We start from the raw sequence: 19271 nt of genomic DNA on the forward strand, positions 1-19271 counted from the left end.
TGAGTTAAATAAACTGGAAGTTTTATGAAATACTATTTAGAAAAAAGAAAAAACCCTAATTTATTATCTATTGTCATTCCATGTTATAATGAAGAATCTGCTCTACCATTTTTGAAAGAAAGGTTAATTGAGCTTTTAGATAAGCTAGCCATAAAAACGGAAATTGTTTTTGTGAATGATGGTAGTACTGATGAAACAATATTTCAATTAGTGTCCTGGTCGAAAGAAGATTCACGAATTCGAGTAGTAAGCCTCTCTCGTAATTTTGGTCATCAGATTGCTGTTACTGCAGGTATGGATTATGCAAAAGGGGATGCAGTTGTAATCATGGATGCAGATTTACAGGATCCTCCTGAAGTAATTTTAGAAATGCTTACAAAGTATAGAGATGGTTACGATGTAGTTTATGGGCAAAGGCTTGTTCGATCTGGTGAATCTTTTTTCAAAAAAATAACGGCATGGGCTTTCTATCGTATTATGAAAATCTTAGTTCATAAGGATCTTCCTTTAGATTCAGGAGATTTTCGTCTAATCTCTAGACGATGTTTGAATGCCTTAAATGGTTTGCGTGAAAATCACAGATTTCTTAGAGGAATGAATGCTTGGATTGGTTTTCCCCAAACTCCCGTATATTACAATCGTGATCCTCGAGTGGCAGGAGAAACTAAGTATCCATTAAGAAAGATGTTAAAATTGGCAATGAATGCCGCTGTTTCATTTTCTCCATTGCCATTAAGGTTTAGTTTGGCTCTTGGAATCATTGTTGCTATCATTGGATTTGCGGTCGGAGTCTATGCGCTCTTTCGCGCTTTCCAACACTTTATCCTGCAAATGCCAATTGTGTACAATCCAGGATGGGCCACGATCGTTACGCTTATTTGTTTAATAGGTGGATCTATATTGATTTCTATTGGGATTTTGGGAGAATACATCGCGCGTATCTTTGAAGAGTCAAAAGGACGACCCTTATATGTTGTAGAGTTTGTCAAAGGCAAAGATGTTCTTTCAAAATCAGAATTAAGATCTAAGAAAAGTTAAAGCAAGTTACATTTTCTGTAAGAAATGAAATCAACATTTATTGTTTCGCTGCAAAGGAAATCTTCGTTTTTCCAAAGTTTTTGAAAATCATCAGACTGGAGTTCCAGAGGTCTCTTGTATTTGACTATACTAGATTCTGAAAAATCAAAAACCACAATGTTACGGATTTTCTCAGCCTTAATACGTGAAGTCAAAGTATGTAAATCCTTCCTCCAATTGATCTCTGTAACAGCTAAGCTAGGTTGTTTTAATAAATGAAGACCAGCAACTCCGCTAATATTTTGATCGTAAAAGATCCACAAATCGGTTTTTAAAGGTTCAAGTATTGAGTTTGTTTTGCGAATCATTTTATTGCTTTGTTTTAATACCTTTAATACAAAAAAACTCAAGGTTAATGAGGCAAACACTAGTAACCAGAATATTTTTTTTCCTCTGATTTGATTCCAATGATCTGAAAGCAAAAACATTCCTGGAAAAATAGCGGCTAACGCATACCTTCCGGTAATTGTAATCCCGTCATTTGGTGCTGTTATACCAACTAAAATTGGGTATACAATTAATATGAATAAATGGGCAAACGATGGATTCGAGGTTTCGAAGGATCGGCTTTTGAATCCGAAGTAGATTAGATAAAGAAAGAAAGGCGAATATAGGAAAAATCCTATTTTTATATCAAGTGCATGAATCGATGTAAAAGAGATGTTTAACATGTTCTTTAGTCGCATTACGAAAGTTAACTGGTTGTCGGGATCAAAGTTGTAAAGATAACGTAATCCAAAAATATGACCTTCATTAATGTAATTAATAGAAAAGAAGATAAAAATTGATGCGCAGAAGCTTGCAACTAGGTAGAGTTCCCCTTTGATTGATTTCTGTTGGTAAAAATAGAAAGCACTATATACGAAAATAAGTCCTCCTAGTAGAATGATTTCTAGTCGTAGGAAACATCCGAATAAAAGCAGTAAAAGTCCTAGGTATATTTTATTTGGATGATTCTTTTTTATACCGATAGCCCAAATAGAATAACTAATTGAGATCAAAAAAAACAACAAAGGCACTTCAGATAAATCTAAACTTTGGGAGAATAAAACACTTCCATAGGTTATAAGTATACATACAAGAATCGGTATTTGCCCAATAAAGGTTAATGATAACATTCCTAGAATAAGGAATACGATATTGAAATAAGGAACAAATTCAATTGGGACAAGATAAAATAGGGTTGAGTAAATTTTTGCGAAAGTTTCAGAAAAGACAGATTGAAATTCACCTCTTTTGTTTTTGATAACGAATAAAGTTGGGTTAAACTTTTTTTCTGGATCCAAATTTTCTGCAGGATAAATCCATTTCGAATTTTCTGACTTAGCGGATTCGATTTGGATCGCTTTCGTAAGTGAATCCGAAACAGATCCTGAAGAGACAGAGGCATAAGTTTGCGCAAGAAGGAACAAACTTGCCGCCGCAATAATTAAGAGTGTCTGTTTTGTTGAGTTCATAGTAATCCTTTTTATTTGAATTTTCCAGTCCAAATTCGATAATTCTGTTTATCAAGTATTTGGAACTCGGTTACATACTTTTTCATATTTGATTCTAATAAAGCTTCATCCCAGTCCGCAAGTGGATAACCACTCTTACGTTTGTTTTCATTAATGGCTTCTTTTAATTCTTTGGATATTAGAATGGGGTTCCAAGTGATAAAAGCTATGCTCTTGTGCGTATTGGTATGAGATGCATTCTCTAATAGTCTTGTTATCGAATCCATGTTATTTGCAATAACAACCGTATGGTTAAAGTAAAAAGTGCCACAGGTGTAAAGGTTTAAATAATCTTGGTAAACTAAAATATCGGGTTGAATTTCCGCAAGAATTGTAGCGGATTTTTTTGATAGGTTTGTCTTTGATTTTTGGATTTTGGCACCGATAACTCCGAGGGAAAAACTAAAGATTCCAAAAGTAAATAGAAAGAGAAAAAAAAACTTTTTCTTCTTATGGTAGAAATAGGAAAAGTATGGTTTGAGTAATATTAAATATGCTGTGATAACAATTGTATAAAAGCGAGGACCCCAGTTATTGAATCCGTCATTAGGTGCAATCCAAGGTATTATTATTAACATTCCTGAGGAAGCAAAGAGCAAAGCTTTTTTCCTATTTGAGATCTTATTGAAACGAATCCAATAGACTGTGAAGAGTAGCAGTGCCAATGGAATGTATCCAAAAAACCCAATTTTTTGATCAGAAAAGAAAAGTAGGCTTTTTAGCCATTGTAGTCTCTGTTCAAATCCAGCAGAAAAGCCATTGGAATTAGCTAAGAATCTAGTTCCTAATATATGGCCACTCGTAACGTAGTTGAGATAAAGATTGGTAACTATAAAGAGAATAAATGCAGTTAAGAATAATTTGTAAGTTTTTAAGTATGAAACTAGAGCAAATTGTCTTTTGGATTTCGAAAAATAATAGAAATGGAATATAAAGAATATTCCAAAGAAAACAATGGTTTCTAAACGTACAATCATAACCCAACCTAGTGATATTCCAGATAAGGCTTCCATCAGTTTTACTCGATTCTCTCTTAGGAAGGGTAGAAGTCCAAATGTAGTAAGTGCGAAGACAGCTGGAAGCTCTGAATACTCCCAACTAAGGGGCCAAAGAAATGTTGTGAAATACGATACCCAAAGTAAGAACATTGAAAAACCGTAAAATTTTCTAAGAATCCAAAGACCTAAGAATAAAAAGAATATAGAAGTGTAGGGGAGAAAGTGTAAGGGAATCAAACTTAAGAGTGGTGCCATGAGCAGTGCAAATTGAACGGGAAAAGCACTAAGTAGTTTACCGTCATGAATAACATGTAAGTTTGTTGGTAAATGAAAGAATTCTAACTTTGGATCAAAATTTTTTGCCGGATAATAGAGATTATCTGTTTGAAAGCGATTTTCCCATAGAGAAAAAGTTTGTACTGCTTTATCGTGGCTATCTTGAAAAAGAGAGAATTGTGGCTGAGTGTATTCAATCGAATAAATGATAGCAATAAAAGAAAGGAAGAATAAGGTTAATTTTCCTATGTTGCTTTTTCTGTTTTGGTGTTTCATTAATTACAGTATTCCCTAGTGAGAGTCATCTCTACAAATGTGAACCATCGATAGTAAATATCGGTTGCCTTCTAAGGATTTCTCATAACAATATGCCAATATCGCACTAATATGAAAGAATATTTTTTAGAGATCTTTAAGAAAAATTCAAAGGAAATTAACAATCTTTATGGAATACGGGCTATCGGCTGTTATCTAGTAATCCTGTTTCATTGTTTCGTATTTTCTATCGATTTCCTTCCAAAGGGATACGCTGGCTATCTTCATAACATACAAAACTTGGAATTTTTAATGTGTCTCTTTTTTGTGATCAGTGCATTTTTATTGTCCACTTCATTTACGAAGGAGTTAGAGAAATCTAGTTTTTTTGAAAGTTGGAAAAGTTTTGTAGTTAAAAGGTCTCTACGTATTTTCCCTGCTTTTTATGTGCTTTTATCTATTACGATTCTCATCATGGCGGGAATTTTAAAGAAAAGTCAAGGTTTAGGGGAAGCTAATGCATTTACCTATGGGCTTCTTGATTTAAAACTAAAGTTATCATATTGGTGGACTGATTTTTCTTATCTCTCCAATTATTTTCCGAAACGTATTTTGGTACATGGCTGGTCTCTTTCTATGGAGGAGCAGTTTTATTTAGCTATGCCGATTGTTTTTTTATTTTATACAAGAGTTCTGAAAAATCGGAATCAAAAAATTAGCTTTTTAATTTTCCTTTTGGGTTTACCGATACTCATCCGCTACTATTATTATTTCAATAGTCCGATGGATATTTTTGATGTCTACGTTCAAAAAGTATTTCATCCCATTCACACACACTTTGAACCTTTTGTTTATGGCATTTTGCTAATGGAACTTTGGAAGGCTAATAAAATCTCATGTAAAAATTCCGGGGAAAAGACGATTTTCTACATAGTTTTCATTGTTTCGATACTTATGTTTTTTTATGTAGCTTCATTGGAATTTTCAAATGCTAAGCTTTTTTTTATTGTATATCGGATTAGTTTTTATTCCTTTTTTGCCTTTGTTATTGTATTTGGGGCGATCGGCGGATTTTTTTCTAAAATTTCTTGGTTTTTGGCAAACCCAATCTTGGTATTCATTGGGAAATTGAGTTATGGAATTTATTTGGTTCACATGTTAGTGAATACAACGGTTCTGTTGATGGTATTAGATCATAAAATCATCGAGAACAATGATGTAAATCGATTGTTTAAAGCATCTTTTATCAGTTTATTCGTTTCTGTTATCATTGCCCTTTTGAGTTATTGGATTATTGAGAAACCTTTTTTAAAGATTCGAGAATGGTCGCAAGCTCGGTTTGATATTTCCACAAATACTTTTTATTATGTAAAAGGTAATGCAGGCGAGAGGGTTTTGGTCTCTCTGCTTTTAACAATTGTTTCTTTTTTTCCGTATATAATTATTAAACAAATGATAGTTGTAGATTTTATCCCAGAGGGTAACGTAGCTACCCTTGTTGTTTGGATTTGTTTGGCACTCCCTATTTTAATCAATGCAGTCAGTTTATTTATCAATAGAAAACTATTCTTCTATTACTATTTAAGTCGCTTCCAAGAGTAAATATTGGAAAGATCATTCTTTCGATAGATCGGATTTACGACCCAAAGGCAGCGGCAAGTCCTTCTTTTAATTTTTGCCTACCTAATTCTGCCGATTTTGGCAGGGTTAGGTCATCAATCAGTTTTAATAAAAAAACTTCATCTACCAATTTCCCCTCTAAGACCTTCCCGATCATTCCCGCCACTACCGCTAAAGTCTGCTCGATCGTAAAATATCCTTCCGCTTCTAAAAGCAAAGCCATACCCATCGCACCTTCCGTTCCATAAAATGCCTGTTTGGTTGCAAATAGAGAATCATACATCCCAGCCGGTAACGCATCTTTTACTTTTTCTCGCATATCCAATTCACTTGGTCCGTGGCCAGTTCTATTGATGATGCTGAGTGTTACTGGATTTACGGTTCCGTGAATTCTATGAATTTCTTCCCCAAGGAGTCGGATTTTTTTGGCAGAATCCCTTGTAATCGCATCTCGACCAAGAAAATTCAATTTGTATAAATACTCTTCTAACTCGTCCCCAGTGAGTTTTCCCATACAGATAATTTGGTAGAGAGTAAAAATCATATAATCTGATTCCGTATTGTCACCAAGAAGGATTTCTTTGGATTCTGTGGGAAGATACACTCTATCATAGAGAAGAATCGAAAGTTTATAAGACATTTGATCAAAAAGACTTTGGTAAGAGGCTCCTAGGAATTTTTTTGTCCGCGACCAAGCCGGTTTGAATCCATTCTGTAAAAATTCGATAGGGTTAAAAATAGTTCCGATGACTTTATCGAAGACTCCTTTAATCGTACCTTCTAAATACTTTAAATGTAAGGATTCAATTTGGATATTGTCCTTCGCAATCGTGGCAAGCATGGTGCGGCGAAAGAAGTGGGGACTTGCGGAAATAAAAGCTAAGGGTGCATTGGATAAAGAAGTCCTAAGTTCCCGGTATAATTCAGGCATCCCTGGAAGCGCCTGTTTTTGGTTAGGTGTTTCGAAGACTGCAGTGAACTTTCCTTTTCCCGAATGAATGTCTGTAGCCAAATAGGTTTGGTCAATGTCGGAGGTGACAACCATTCCTTTGTAATCTTCTGCAAGGATTCTAAGTTTTCCCTTACCTACAATAGTTGTTTTTCCTAAAATCGAATCTTCTGTGGTATTCAAATGTGCCAAGTCTTTGGAATATTGGCGAAAACTATCCAATCCTTCTAAGATCACTTGGAAATCATGGGATCCAACGGGTAGTTTGTCGCGAATTTCGCAGGAAAAAAATCCATCTTCATCAGCTTTGATTTTTCCTGAAGTGTAGATTTTATTTCCACTGGCATCATACACTTCCAATTTCAGAACAGGCTTTCTAACCGGAGCCAGAGAAAAATCGAGAAAGGGAGTGATTTTTGTTTCTTCCCCAATAAAAAGTCCTGTCACTAAATCCCATAAACCTTCTGCCTTCATCAGGTCTGTAATTCCCACATCTACTACTTGTCCTCGGACATAAGAGCGCCTTTCTCTCCCTAAAGATCCTCCGCAGACTGCAATTCTTTTTATATCGGTAATGATTGGTTGTGTGGTATTTGGTTCTTGGGACATAGATTTTATGCCCTATAGCGTCTAAGAAAACAAGGAGCCGTCTATTCCTTTTTATGGTTTCACTACGATCCACCAATGATTTTGTCCGACTTTTGCAAAAGGAAGGGGAACTGCATGTAGTTTCCGAACCTGTGGATCCGTATTTGGAACTGGCAGAGATCCAAAGGCGTGTGGTTGCTAAAAAAGGCCCGGCCCTTTTGTTTACCAATGTCAAAGGAACCAAGTTTCCGGTGGCCACGAATCTTTATGGATCTGAAAAAAGAATCCATCTAGCTTTCGGACCAAAACCCATGGCGACCATCCAGCGTCTTGCCAAACTAGCTAAGGAAATTTTCCCTCCAAGGTTTTCCAAACTTTGGAAGGAACGTTCCCTTGGACTTTTGCCCTTCCAAGTGGGTTTAAAACAGGTGAGAAGGGCTCCTGTTCTCTCTGGTAGTGTTTTATCTACAAATGACTTACCGCAGGTGGTTTCTTGGCCGAAAGATGGAGGAGCCTTTGTGACTCTTCCTTTAGTTTATACCCAACATCTCGAATCGGGTAATGGAAATCTAGGAATGTACCGGGTGCAACTTTTTGGCGACAAAACCGTAGGCATGCACATCCAAATCCATAGAGGAGGAGGATTCCATTATTATGAGGCGGAAAAAAAAGGCCAGGCACTTCCAGCTCATGTTTACATCGGTGGCCCTCCCGCTCTCACCATTGCTGCGGTTGCTCCTCTTCCAGAAGAAATTCCCGAACTTGTATTTGCCTCCTTTTTAATGGGAGAAAAACTTCGGATGACAAAAGACAAAGCTGTTTCGCCATACCCCATCGTGGCCGATGCTGACTTTGCTCTCATCGGAACCATTCCTCCTTACTCAAGAAAACCAGAAGGTCCTTTTGGAGACCATTACGGATACTATTCCTTGTTACACGACTATCCTTATTTGGATTTAACCCATATCCGACACAGAAAGGATGCGATTTGGGCGGCGACTGTAGTGGGAAGGCCTCCCCAAGAAGACCACTATATCGCTGAGTTTTTACAAGATTTATTATCTCCTATGTTTCCGCTCGTGATGCCACAGGTTCTTGGTGTATGGGCCTATGAAGAATCAGGTGTCCATTCTCTGGCAGCCGCTATCGTAAAAGAACGGTATTTCCGTGAAGCCTTTATGGGTGCCCTTCGCATTCTCGGAGAAGGGCAGTTGTCTCTAACCAAGTGTTTACTTGTGACAAATGAAACGGTGAATCTCAAAAACTTTTCGGAAACTTTCCGAGTCATTACCGAAAGATGTGATCCAAGAACTGATTTTTTTATCTTTAGTCATATTAGCCAAGATACTTTGGATTATACCAGTGGCACGGTGAACAAAGGAAGTAAGATGTTATGGATGGGAATTACAGAATCCAATGCACCATTGAAATATCCAAACCTGCCAAAGGAATTTTCTGAAAATTTTAAAGACAATCGGTTCCAAAATCCGAAAGTGTTTTTGCCGGGAGTCCTTGTGGTGAAAGGATCGGCCTATGCCAAAGACGATGGGCTTGCCGAACGATTACTTAAGGAAAATCTCGGACGTTTCCATTATGTATTTCTTGTGGATGACGCAGAAGATGCCGTTAGAACTGATTCTGATTTTATTTGGACTATGTTTACACGGATGGAACCGGCTTCCGATGTTTATGCAAGAACAGAAACAAAACACAACCATATCTCCTACGAAGTTCCGATTGTGTTTGATTGCCGGATGAAACCTTGGATTCCGGAAGTTCTTGTTCCACTTCCCGAAACGGTAAAACAAGTGGATGAAAATTTCGGAAAGATGATCGACTTAATTTGATTTGCCTTGAATGAATCAAGGCCGAATCTCAGAGAGTTCAGGTCAGATTTTTTTCTTTGTAGAAAAAGTTTATAGAAAGAAACCTTAGATAGAAAAAACTAAAACGAATACATGGCAAAAAAACTTACTTTAGTCACTGGCGGAGCAGGCCTCATTGGTTCGCAAATCATAGAAGACCTCAATCATAATGGAAATACCGATATCTTGGTCGTGGATCATCTAGGAACCACGGAAAAATGGAAAAATTTGCAACGAAACTTTTTCCAAGATTATTACGAGAAAGACCAATTTGAATCCATATTGGATTCAGGAAATTCCGTCTTAAATGAAATTTCTGAAATTTACCATTTGGGTGCTTGTTCTGCCACAACCGAAAAAGATGCCACCTATCTGATGCAGAATAACTTTCATTATACGAAAAAACTAGCTGAGTTTGCTGTGTCAAAAAATATTCCCTTTCTTTATGCCTCCAGTGCTGCGACATACGGGGAAGGAGAATTTGGATACAATGACAAATCTCCTATCGAAAATCTAAAACCACTCAATATGTATGGATATTCCAAACAACTTTTTGATTTGTATGCAAAAAGAATGGGGATCGCAGATAAACTCATCGGACTTAAATACTTCAATGTCTTTGGTTATGGGGAAGCGCATAAGGGAGAGATGCGTAGCCTTGTCCTAAAAGGGTATGAACAAATTCGTGACACAGGGAAATTAAAATTATTCAAATCCTATAAACCTGAATACAAAGATGGAGAACAAAAAAGAGATTTTCTCTACGTAAAGGATGCCAGTAAAATCAGTATTTATCTTTGCAGTGAACGAAAATACGGATTGTACAATGTGGGCAGGGGAGTTGCTGAAACTTGGAATGAACTTGCGAACGCTTTGTTCATGGCGATGAACAAAACGGTCAATATCGAATATGTTGAGATGCCGGAATCGTTAAAAGGGAAATACCAATACTACACTTGTGCAGAGATGGATAAGATAAACCAAACGGGTTATCCCTTTGGTTATTCTAACCTCCGGGACGCTGTTGCAGAGTATGTTCGTTTCTTATTAGAAGAAGAGAACTAGTGTTTACTTTTTATACACTTTGACGATAGTTTGGATGAGTTCTTTAAACTTTGGGTCTTTCAAACTGTAAAATACTTGGTTCGAAGACTTACGTGATTCTAAGATTCCATTGTTTTTCATCTTACTTAAGTGTTGGGAAGCTGCTGATTGGCTAGTACCAAGTAATTCTACGAGTTGGCCGACAGTTTTTTCTTCTTTTGCTAGGGTGTATAAAATCAATAAACGAATAGGGTGCGCGATACCTTGTATCCCTTTAATGGCTTGTTCCAATTGTTGTTTAGATAGTTCTGTTTTTATTTTCATCGGTAAGGATTCCGTTATATCCTTATGACGAATGTATACTGAATTTACCTACGAAATTTTTTTCCTTTGTAAAAAAAATGACAATGGAATTGAAATAAATTGTGAATGCCCTCGGTGCGAACCGAGGACGATCGTTAATCAAAGTTAGATTCGGACCCCACCAGAAATTTCTAAAACAACACCGGTGACTAAATCATTGGAGATGATAAACTCAGCAGTGGATGCAATTTCATCTGGTTCTCCAAGTCTTCCCACAGGTATGATGGACTTCCATTTTTCTAAAGCTTCTGGGTTCATATCCTTTAGAACCATTTCCGTTCCTATAAAGCCGGGAGCAATCCCTGCCACTCTGATTCCAAATTTCGCAAGTTCTTTGGACCAAGTTACAGTCATGGCCGCAACACCAGCTTTGGCAGCACTGTAATTGGTTTGGCCTGAGTTTCCGTGCATGGCGATGGAGGCAATGGGGATGATGACCCCTTTTTTTTGTTCTACCATCTTCGTAGCCGCTTCTCTCGCAGTTAAAAACACTCCTGTCAAATTGACATCAATGACTGATTGCCATTGGTCAATTCCCATCTTTCCTTTTACTTTTCCGGTTTCTTTGTCCACACGAATGAGTAAGCCGTCTCGTAAAATTCCCGCATTCAAAATGGCAACATCGAGACTTCCTTGGAAAGCGGCCGCTTCGTCCATAAGACGAATGCTGTCTTCTTCTTTGGCGACATTGGCAACAACCCCGATGGTTTTGATTCCTTCTTTTTGGAAGAGGGCGACGGTTTCGTCCAATTTGTCTTTTTGAATGTCAGAGAGAATGATATTGGCTCCAGACTTACCTAAGCGGTAGGCCATTGCCTTTCCGAGTCCACCGGCAGATCCGGTGACGAGAATGTTTGCACCTTTTAATTCCATGTCCGCCAGTTTCGAAAATGGCGAACATGAGGTCTATCCAAATAGAAGGTTGATTTTCTTAGATTTCTGCAAGTTCCGCACTGCGAAACGACACATAATTGTCGTTAAATGGAATTTCTACTCTAGCTACCGTTCTATCTGCATGTGTGATGATGCGGAATAGGTTAGGGTCAACCCCTTCATTTTTGAGTAAAATCATAATGAGGGCAATCCCAAGACCAGCCCCTTCCGTGTTGTCCATATTGTCCATATAGAACTCGGCGATGTCGTTATAGTTCATGGACTTTTTCATTTTTTCCCGCATCCGTGCTTCTTCGGTTTTGATCACGGGGGTGTTGTTTGTGACTTCTACAAGAAGACCATCCAAGCAGTAGTGGAATTTGATTTGGACATAGACACCGCGAGCGAGACATCGTTTTCCATATTCGTCCGCCATCTTCTCTGAAAACTTTTTGGAGTAATCTTTGATTCCCTGGAAGTAGTCGTTTTCATCGGTGATATCAAGACCCTCGTCTTCAAAGAAAACTCGTTTTTGGTTGGCTTTGATTCCGTTGATGGTGAGTTCCTTTGCGATGGTATACAACATTTCCACAAAGTGGGTTTGGTTCACTTCAGCGAGGATGTGGGTGATGAGACCTAAGACATACTGTTCCAATTGGCGATTCATCCTCGACGAACGTACTACAATTTTGGATTTTGCCTTTACCAAATCGGGGATTTGTGTTTCTAATTCTAAAAAGGGTTTCGCCACGAATCATTCCTTAAAGCGGGGACTTCTTCCCACATGGTTCTATTATCGAGCGGGGAAATCCACAACTAAAATCTCAAGGGAAATTCATGGTTTTTCTTGTTTTTTCACCATTTCTATGAAATAAACTCATTTTCCATTGACCAAAGAGCCTCATTTAAAATAGTGTAAAAAACCTAGCCTCGCTTGGAAACCCGCGCTTGGGTGGGAAACGTTTGCCCTCTTAGCTCAGTGGTAGAGCACTTCCATGGTAAGGAAGGGGTCACCAGTTCAAGCCTGGTAGAGGGCTTGTTTAGGGCTGTAGTTTAATGGTAGAACTAGGATCTCCAAAGTCCTTGGTGGGAGTTCGATTCTCTCCAGCCCTGCCAGATACTGCAGAATATATAGAATTAGAGAACAGGACAAGGATCAATGAAAGCTACGAGTTTCATTCAGGAATGTAAAGCAGAACTTGAAAAAGTACATTGGCCTACGCGCCAAGAGGTAGTGAGTTCTACCGTTGTCGTCCTAGTTACAGTATTTATTTTTTCCCTATTTTTATCAGCTTCGGATTTTGTTTTCCTTAAGCTTTTAAAGTGGTTCTGGGCATTAGGAACATAGGTAGGGACGTGGGCGATTCTTTAGATAAAAAATGGTATGTGCTTCAGACTTATTCCGGTCACGAGAATAAGGTGAAGACAAACATTGAAAAGATGGTCCAACAACAAAAGCTGGAAGACCAAATTTTTGCGGTAAAAATTCCTTCAATGGAAGTTGCCGAAATGAAAAACGGCAAGAAGAAGGTCACAAAGAAAAAACTCATGCCGGGTTATGTTCTCGTTGAGATGAATATGACCGATGACCTTCGATTTAAAATCCAGAACTTGCCTTCTGTGTCTACATTTGTAGGCGGAAAAGGAAAAGGTCCGGAGCCACTATCCCTGGATGAGATTAAAAACCTCTTCAGCGATGTGGGAAGTGTGGAATCGGAAGAAGTTTCGAGACCACGTTTCCTATTTAAAGTGGGTGAAACATTGAAAATTATAGATGGTCCGTTTGCTAATTTCACAGGACTTGTGGATGAAATTTTCCCTGATAAGGGAAGGCTCCGCGTTCGTGTAGAAATTTTCGGAAGATCCACTCCTGTAGAGTTGGATTACCTCCAAGTAAAATCGGAACAATAGAACTGATAGATTGACTTTTAGTAAGGAACTTGAAACGAGATGGCTGCAAAGAAAGTAGTAAAACAAATTAAACTCCAAGTGGAAGCAGGGAAAGCAAACCCGGCTCCTCCAGTAGGTCCCGCTCTTGGTCAAGCCGGACTCAATATCATGGAATTTTGTAAACAGTTCAATGAGAGATCAAAAACTCAAATGGGACTCAAACTTCCAGTGGTCATCACTGTTTATTCCGACAGAAGTTTTACATTCGTCACTAAATCTCCTCCAGCGGCCCTTCTTGTAATGAAGGCGCTAGGACTTCAGGGTGGATCTGCCACACCACACACTGTAAAAGTGGGAACAATCAAACGAGCTCAACTAGAAGAAATTGCAAAAACGAAGATGGAAGATCTCAATGCGAACGATATGGATGCAGCAATCAACATTATTGCTGGGACTTGTCGTTCCATGGGTGTAAACGTCGAGTAATCATAGGAAACGGGAACTGAAGTCATGAAACGCGGCAAAAAGTATATCCAACTCAAAGAGAAAGTCGATCGCACAAAGGCTTATACCCTTGGCGATGCAGTCGGTTTGGCAAAAGCTACTAGTTTTTCCAAATTTGATGGAACATTAGAGATTTCGACTAAAATCAATTATAAATCTCTCCAAAACGTAAGAGGGACAATCTCTCTTCCCCACGGAACTGGTAAAACAATCAAAGTTTTGGTTTTCTGCAAAGGAGACAAACAAAACGAAGCAAAAGAAGCGGGAGCTGACTTTGTGGGAGATATGGATCTCATTGAAAAAGTGGCTGGTGGTTGGACTGATTTTGACGCTTGCGTTGCTACTCCTGATATGATGAAGGAAGTAGGAAAACTTGGTCCGGTTTTAGGTCGTAAAGGCCTTATGCCGAAACCAAAAGCAGGAACAGTGACCACTGATGTTTCCAAAGCAGTAAAAGAACTAAAAGCCGGCCGAATTGAATACCGCCCTGACAAAGGGGGAGTGGTTCACTTAGGTGTGGGAAAATGTTCCTTCTCTGACGACAAACTTTCTGATAACATCAATGCAGTAGTGGCAGCACTTATGAAAGACAAACCTTCTGATGCGAAGGGAGATTATTTGAAGTCTTTCTCAGTTGCGGCAACTATGGGAATCGGCGTGAAAGTCGATGTGAAAGAACTAGTAAACGCGAACATATAACGAGTAAGAAAAATGGCAAATCCATCTAAAATTGAAGCAGTATCTGAACTTAAGAGTCGTTTAGAAAAACGACCAAACTTTATTTTAGCGTCTTACAGCGGTTTAACTGTTGAAGATATGTCTAACCTTCGTGCGAAACTTCGCAAAGAAGGATCGGAAATGAAGGTAATCAAAAACAACCTTTTTCTCCGTGCTTTAAAAGAGTCTTCTGAACATAAAAACAACTCCATTGATTTTGGGGATGTTTACAAAGGCCCTCTTGCAGCTATTTTCTCTCTGGATGCACTTCCAGCAGTAGCGAAGGTTTGTAAGGACTTTGCAAAAGATAAGAAGGAACTCGAAATTCGAACCGGCTATATGGACGGGGAAGTTTTGGGTAAATCCGGAGTAGAGGCGATTGCTGGACTTCCGTCCAAACAAGAACTTCTTGCGCAAATTGCTCGCGGGGTCAACGCTCCTGCAACACAAATTGCTTCTGGAATCAATCAAATCATGGCATCATTGGCACGCGCCATCAATGCTGTAGCCGAGAAAAACGGCAATTAGTAATCATAGTGATTAGTAGGATAAGGAGAATATAGATGTCTGTTGACGCGCTATTAGAACAAATTGGAAGTCTTACACTGGTTCAGGCAGCTGATCTAGTGAAAAAGATGGAGGACAAATTCGGGATTTCTGCTGCTGCACCAGTTGCGGTAGCGGCGGTTGCGGGTGCAGGTGGTCCAGCTGCTGCTGAAGAGCCTGCTACTTTCAATATCATCTTGAAAGCACACGGTGACAAAAAGATCGACGTTATTAAACTCGTTCGCGAAATCACTGGTCTTGGATTGGCAGATGCGAAAACGCTTGTAGAAGCTGGTGGAAAATCAGTGAAAGAAGGCGTTTCTAAAGACGAAGCTGCTGATATTAAGAAAAAACTCGAAGGTGTTGGGGCTCAAGTAGAAGTTGCTGCTGCCGGTTAATCGGTTGCCAATTTTTAAACCCAGTCTTCAAAAACTTAGAGGCAGGGAGGCCGTAGGCGTCCCCACCTCTATTTTTTCGTTTATCATACCATCTATTATTTTGACGTCTCTAGGGAGAGTATTCCATGCATACCCGAATGCAAATTAGAAACCGGGTAAATTTCGGTAAAATTACCGACCTCAATTTACTTCCTAATCTTATCTACGTACAGAAAAAATCCTTTGATTGGTTTCTCCAGTCGGAAGTGAAAGATCCGACGAAACGTTTGAACCAAGGGTTGGAAGCGGTTTTCCGCGAATCCTTCCCTATCGAATCGCCAAACAACGATATGGTCATGGAATATGGCCATTATGTCTTGGGAGAGCCGAAACGCGATCCACAAGAGTGCAAAGACACCGATTCATCTTTTGCTGTTCCACTCAAAGCAGTCATCCGTCTTATCATCAAAGACACCGGAGAGATTCGGGAACAAGTTGTCTATATGGGAGACCTTCCTGTAATGACAGACCACGGAACTTTCATCATCAATGGTGCGGAAAGAGTGGTGGTGAGCCAACTTCACAGATCTCCTGGTATTTTCTTTTCTTATGACCAAGCACGCGATACTTTCTCCGCTCGAGTGATTCCCTACCGAGGTTCTTGGTTGGAATTCGAGATGGACAACAAAGGGATTCTTGTTGCCAAAATCGACCGTAAGAAAAAATTTCCAGCAACTCTTCTTGTAAAAGCTATGGGTATGGGAACAAACGAAGAAGTACTTCGTTTGTTCTATGGATCTTCTAAAATGAAGATTGCAGGTGCCAATCCCAAAGACCTCAAACGTTTGATTGGCCGCCGTACCATTGCTGATATCATCAACATGGAAACCGGAGAAGTCATGCTCGATGCTGGTTCCAAAATCAATGAAGATAATATCTCCATCCTTCGGGAAATGAAGGTAAAAGATGTGGATGTCATTGAATTTCCGAAAGGAAAAGATAACCCAGTTCTTATCAATTGTTTGGAAAAAGACGGTGTCAACGATTACGAAGACGCAGTTAAAAAATTCCACACCATTATGAGACCGGGCGAACCGTCTACGATTGAAAACGCAGAAGGGGAACTCAAACGCCTCTTTTTCTCTCCTAAAACTTTTGATTTAGGAATTGTAGGTCGTTATAAAATCAATAGTAAATTCGAATTCAATAATCCAAAAGACTTTTCAAAAGCGGAAGATCGTGTCCTTCGAAAACACGATATCATTGAAACTGTACGTTACCTCGTCATGCTCATGTCAGAAGCGGAAAACTACTATCCGGATGATATTGACCACTTAGGAAACAGAAGGATTCGTTCTGTTGGTGAGCTAATTGCAAACCAATTGAAACTCGGATTCTCTCGCGTGGAACGAGTGATCAAAGAAAGAATGACAGTACAAGAGCCGGAACAACAAACTCCGCAGCTTCTCATTTCTATCAAGCCTATCACGGCAGTCATCAATGAGTTTTTTGGTTCCTCACAACTTTCTCAGTTTATGGACCAAACAAACCCACTCGCAGAACTTACCCACAAACGTAGGTTAAATGCACTTGGGCCTGGGGGACTTTCACGTGACAGAGCCGGATTTGAGGTTCGTGACGTTCATTATTCTCACTATGGTCGTATGTGCCCGATTGAAACACCGGAAGGTCCAAACATTGGTCTCATTCTTTCCATGTCTAGTTTCGCACGTGTGAACGATTATGGGTTTATTGAAACTCCTTACCGTTTGGTAAAAAACGGAAAAGTTCAAAAACAAGTCGAGTATCTCACTGCAGATAAAGAAGAATATCACTATATGGCGCAGTCCAATTCGACTGTGGATGAGAAGGGAGAATTCACTTCCAAACTCATCTCCACTCGCCATAGAGGGGATTTTCCTTTCCGTAGCCCGGCTGAGATCCAATATATGGATTTGGCTCCACTCCAAGTTGTGTCCGTATCCACAGCACTCATTCCGTTCTTAGAACATGATGATGCGAACCGCGCCCTTATGGGTTCTAACATGCAACGCCAAGCAGTGCCACTCCTTACGGAAGAAGCTCCATTTGTCGGAACTGGAATGGAAGCTCGTGCGGCGTATGACGCAGGAGTTTGTATCGTAGCCAAAAAAGACGGTGTGGTTTCTAAAGTAGATGCTACAGGTGTTTGGATCAAAGAAGACCAATCCAAAGAGATTGTTCATTACCCACTCATTAAATTCAAAAAAACCAACCAAGGAACTTGTTTTAACCAAAAACCAAACGTGGCTATGTTGCATACAACCACAGGTGGAAAGGTAAGTAAAGTATCCAAGGAACGAGTGGAACTCACTTCTCCCAACGGAGAAAAAGAAATCCATGAACTTTTCCATTCGGAAGAAGTTCAGTTCGTGGCCGTTGTGAAAGAAGGCCAAGACTTAGGAATTGGAGCTCCCGTTGCCGGACAAATCATCAAAGGGGAAAAATACGGTGACTTTGGTCAGATCTTGCAAAAAGGAACGGTCCTTGCGAATGGTCCATCCACTGACGCAGGTTATTTGGCTCTCGGTCGAAACGTACTCGTTGCCTTTATGCCTTGGGAAGGTTACAACTTTGAGGATGCGATTCTTATCTCCGAACGAATCATCAAGGACGATGTTTTTTCTTCGATCCACATTGAAGAGTTCGAAATCCAGGCTCGGGAAACCAAACTAGGTCAAGAACAAATCACTCGCGACATTCCCAATCTTTCGGACAAAGCGTTCCGTGATTTGGATGAGTCCGGTGTGATCCGTGTGGGTGCGGAAGTAAAACCAGGAGATATCCTTGTGGGAATGGTAACACCGAAAGGTGAAACCGACCTCACTCCCGAATACAAACTATTACACTCCATTTTTGGAGAGAAGGCGAAAGAAGTTAGGGATTCCTCACTTCGTATGCCAAACGGTTTCGAAGGAACTGTTATCGATATCAAACGTTATTCCCGTGAAACTGGCGACGAACTCGCTGCTGGCGTGGAAGAAATGGTGAAAGTCTATGTGGCTCGTAAACGTAAACTCCTCGTGGGTGATAAGATGGCGGGACGACATGGAAACAAAGGGGTAGTGGCTCGAGTGATGGCACAAGAAGATATGCCATACATGGAAGACGGCTCCCCTGTAGATATCGTACTTAACCCTTTGGGCGTTCCTTCACGGATGAACCTCGGTCAGATCTTTGAAACCCAACTTGGTTTCGCTGCAAAAAAACTGGGAATCAACTTTGAAACACCAGTTTTCGACGGAGCGACCGAAGGTGACGTAAATGATTTCTGTAAAAAAGCGGGATTACCGGCTAACAGCAAATTTCAGTTATACGACGGAAGAACGGGCGAAAAATTCATCAACCAAGTATTCTGCGGTTATATCTACATGTTGAAACTGGCTCACTTAGTGGATGACAAAATCCACGCAAGGTCTACCGGACCTTACTCACTCGTGACGCAACAACCACTTGGTGGTAAAGCGCAGTTCGGGGGACAAAGGCTCGGTGAGATGGAAGTTTGGGCTCTGGAAGCATATGGTGCCTCACACACCTTACAAGAGTTACTTACCATTAAGTCAGACGACATGCTCGGACGAGCAAGAATTTACGAAGCGATTGTCAAAGGAATCCACTCGATCAAACCGGGAATTCCAGAATCCTTCAACGTTCTTGTGCAAGAACTCCGTGGACTCGCGCTCGACATCATCATCAAAGACTCCGAAGGATTGGAAGTGGATATCTCTGATTACGAAGATGAATTCTCGAAGAACAAAAAGAAAATCAAGTTCGAGACCATTGAAAACGTTTAG

At 39.8% G+C, this 19271-nt stretch carries 17 protein-coding genes and 2 tRNA genes; 13 read left to right on the plus strand and 6 right to left on the minus strand.

Annotated elements, in window-relative coordinates; translation table 11 throughout:
* Nucleotides 1-24: 24 nt before the first annotated feature.
* A complete protein-coding gene (locus JWG40_RS08355) occupies nt 25-1038 on the plus strand; it encodes a glycosyltransferase family 2 protein (protein ID WP_205285382.1) in 1014 nt (337 codons plus the stop codon).
* Here the strand turns inward: JWG40_RS08355 and JWG40_RS08360 are convergent.
* Nucleotides 1035-2534: an LA_3751/LA_3752 family putative glycosyltransferase gene (locus JWG40_RS08360; RefSeq protein WP_205285383.1), complete on the minus strand. Its 1500-nt coding sequence runs from the start codon at nt 2532-2534 to the stop codon at nt 1035-1037. The genes JWG40_RS08355 and JWG40_RS08360 overlap by 4 nt on opposite strands.
* 11 nt (nt 2535-2545) lie before the next feature.
* Entirely contained in the window at nt 2546-4123 is a 1578-nt protein-coding gene (locus tag JWG40_RS08365) for an LA_3751/LA_3752 family putative glycosyltransferase (RefSeq protein ID WP_205285384.1), read from the minus strand.
* 111 nt (nt 4124-4234) lie between these two features.
* Here JWG40_RS08365 and JWG40_RS08370 point away from each other — a divergent pair, with 111 nt between their 5' ends.
* Nucleotides 4235-5704: an acyltransferase family protein gene (locus JWG40_RS08370; protein ID WP_205285385.1), complete on the plus strand. Its 1470-nt coding sequence runs from the start codon at nt 4235-4237 to the stop codon at nt 5702-5704.
* A 34-nt stretch (nt 5705-5738) separates the two neighbouring features.
* Here JWG40_RS08370 and JWG40_RS08375 read toward each other — a convergent pair whose 3' ends face one another.
* On the minus strand, nt 5739-7280 hold the full coding sequence (locus JWG40_RS08375) for a phosphatase domain-containing protein (RefSeq protein WP_205285386.1): 1542 nt from the start codon (nt 7278-7280) through the stop codon (nt 5739-5741).
* Nucleotides 7281-7333: 53 nt separating this feature from the next.
* Here JWG40_RS08375 and JWG40_RS08380 point away from each other — a divergent pair, with 53 nt between their 5' ends.
* Together JWG40_RS08380 and rfaD are read left to right on the plus strand one after the other, a co-directional pair.
* On the plus strand, nt 7334-9106 hold the full coding sequence (locus JWG40_RS08380) for a UbiD family decarboxylase (protein ID WP_205285387.1): 1773 nt from the start codon (nt 7334-7336) through the stop codon (nt 9104-9106).
* A gap of 111 nt (nt 9107-9217) precedes the next feature.
* Nucleotides 9218-10189, plus strand: coding sequence for an ADP-glyceromanno-heptose 6-epimerase (gene rfaD, locus JWG40_RS08385; protein WP_205285388.1), 972 nt, complete (start codon nt 9218-9220; stop codon nt 10187-10189).
* A 3-nt stretch (nt 10190-10192) separates the two neighbouring features.
* Here the strand turns inward: rfaD and JWG40_RS08390 are convergent, their stop codons facing one another.
* The 3 genes from JWG40_RS08390 to JWG40_RS08400 form a co-directional block, all read right to left on the minus strand.
* Nucleotides 10193-10492 (minus strand): ArsR/SmtB family transcription factor, encoded by a 300-nt coding sequence (locus tag JWG40_RS08390; protein ID WP_135569095.1) that lies wholly within the window; start codon nt 10490-10492, stop codon nt 10193-10195.
* Between the two features lie 144 nt (nt 10493-10636).
* Nucleotides 10637-11404, minus strand: coding sequence for an SDR family NAD(P)-dependent oxidoreductase (locus JWG40_RS08395; RefSeq protein WP_205285389.1), 768 nt, complete (start codon nt 11402-11404; stop codon nt 10637-10639).
* Between the two features lie 58 nt (nt 11405-11462).
* On the minus strand, nt 11463-12155 hold the full coding sequence (locus JWG40_RS08400) for a histidine kinase (RefSeq protein WP_205285390.1): 693 nt from the start codon (nt 12153-12155) through the stop codon (nt 11463-11465).
* 214 nt (nt 12156-12369) lie between these two features.
* Here JWG40_RS08400 and JWG40_RS08405 point away from each other — a divergent pair.
* From JWG40_RS08405 to rpoB, 9 genes are all read left to right on the plus strand, one after another.
* Nucleotides 12370-12441, plus strand: a tRNA-Thr gene (locus JWG40_RS08405).
* Nucleotides 12442-12446: 5 nt separating this feature from the next.
* Nucleotides 12447-12520: transfer RNA gene (locus JWG40_RS08410), tRNA-Trp, on the plus strand.
* 43 nt (nt 12521-12563) lie between these two features.
* Nucleotides 12564-12752 (plus strand): preprotein translocase subunit SecE, encoded by a 189-nt coding sequence (gene secE, locus JWG40_RS08415; RefSeq protein ID WP_002973751.1) that lies wholly within the window; start codon nt 12564-12566, stop codon nt 12750-12752.
* An 8-nt stretch (nt 12753-12760) separates the two neighbouring features.
* On the plus strand, nt 12761-13315 hold the full coding sequence (gene nusG / locus JWG40_RS08420) for a transcription termination/antitermination protein NusG (protein ID WP_002973653.1): 555 nt from the start codon (nt 12761-12763) through the stop codon (nt 13313-13315).
* 39 nt (nt 13316-13354) lie between these two features.
* Nucleotides 13355-13780 carry a 50S ribosomal protein L11 gene (gene rplK / locus JWG40_RS08425; RefSeq protein ID WP_002983315.1) on the plus strand — a complete coding sequence of 142 codons (426 nt, stop codon included), beginning with the start codon at nt 13355-13357 and terminating at the stop codon, nt 13778-13780.
* Nucleotides 13781-13804: 24 nt separating this feature from the next.
* A complete protein-coding gene (gene rplA, locus JWG40_RS08430) occupies nt 13805-14497 on the plus strand; it encodes a 50S ribosomal protein L1 (protein WP_002974044.1) in 693 nt (230 codons plus the stop codon).
* A gap of 12 nt (nt 14498-14509) precedes the next feature.
* Complete coding sequence (gene rplJ, locus JWG40_RS08435) at nt 14510-15043, plus strand: 50S ribosomal protein L10 (RefSeq protein ID WP_015679895.1); 534 nt, start codon at nt 14510-14512, stop codon at nt 15041-15043.
* Nucleotides 15044-15078: 35 nt separating this feature from the next.
* Nucleotides 15079-15459: a 50S ribosomal protein L7/L12 gene (gene rplL, locus JWG40_RS08440; RefSeq protein WP_135580122.1), complete on the plus strand. Its 381-nt coding sequence runs from the start codon at nt 15079-15081 to the stop codon at nt 15457-15459.
* Nucleotides 15460-15584: 125 nt separating this feature from the next.
* Entirely contained in the window at nt 15585-19271 is a 3687-nt protein-coding gene (gene rpoB / locus JWG40_RS08445) for a DNA-directed RNA polymerase subunit beta (RefSeq protein ID WP_205285391.1), read from the plus strand.

Origin of the sequence: Leptospira abararensis (assembly GCF_016918735.1) — a bacterium.
GTDB classification, from domain to species: Bacteria; Spirochaetota; Leptospiria; order Leptospirales; family Leptospiraceae; genus Leptospira_A; species Leptospira_A abararensis.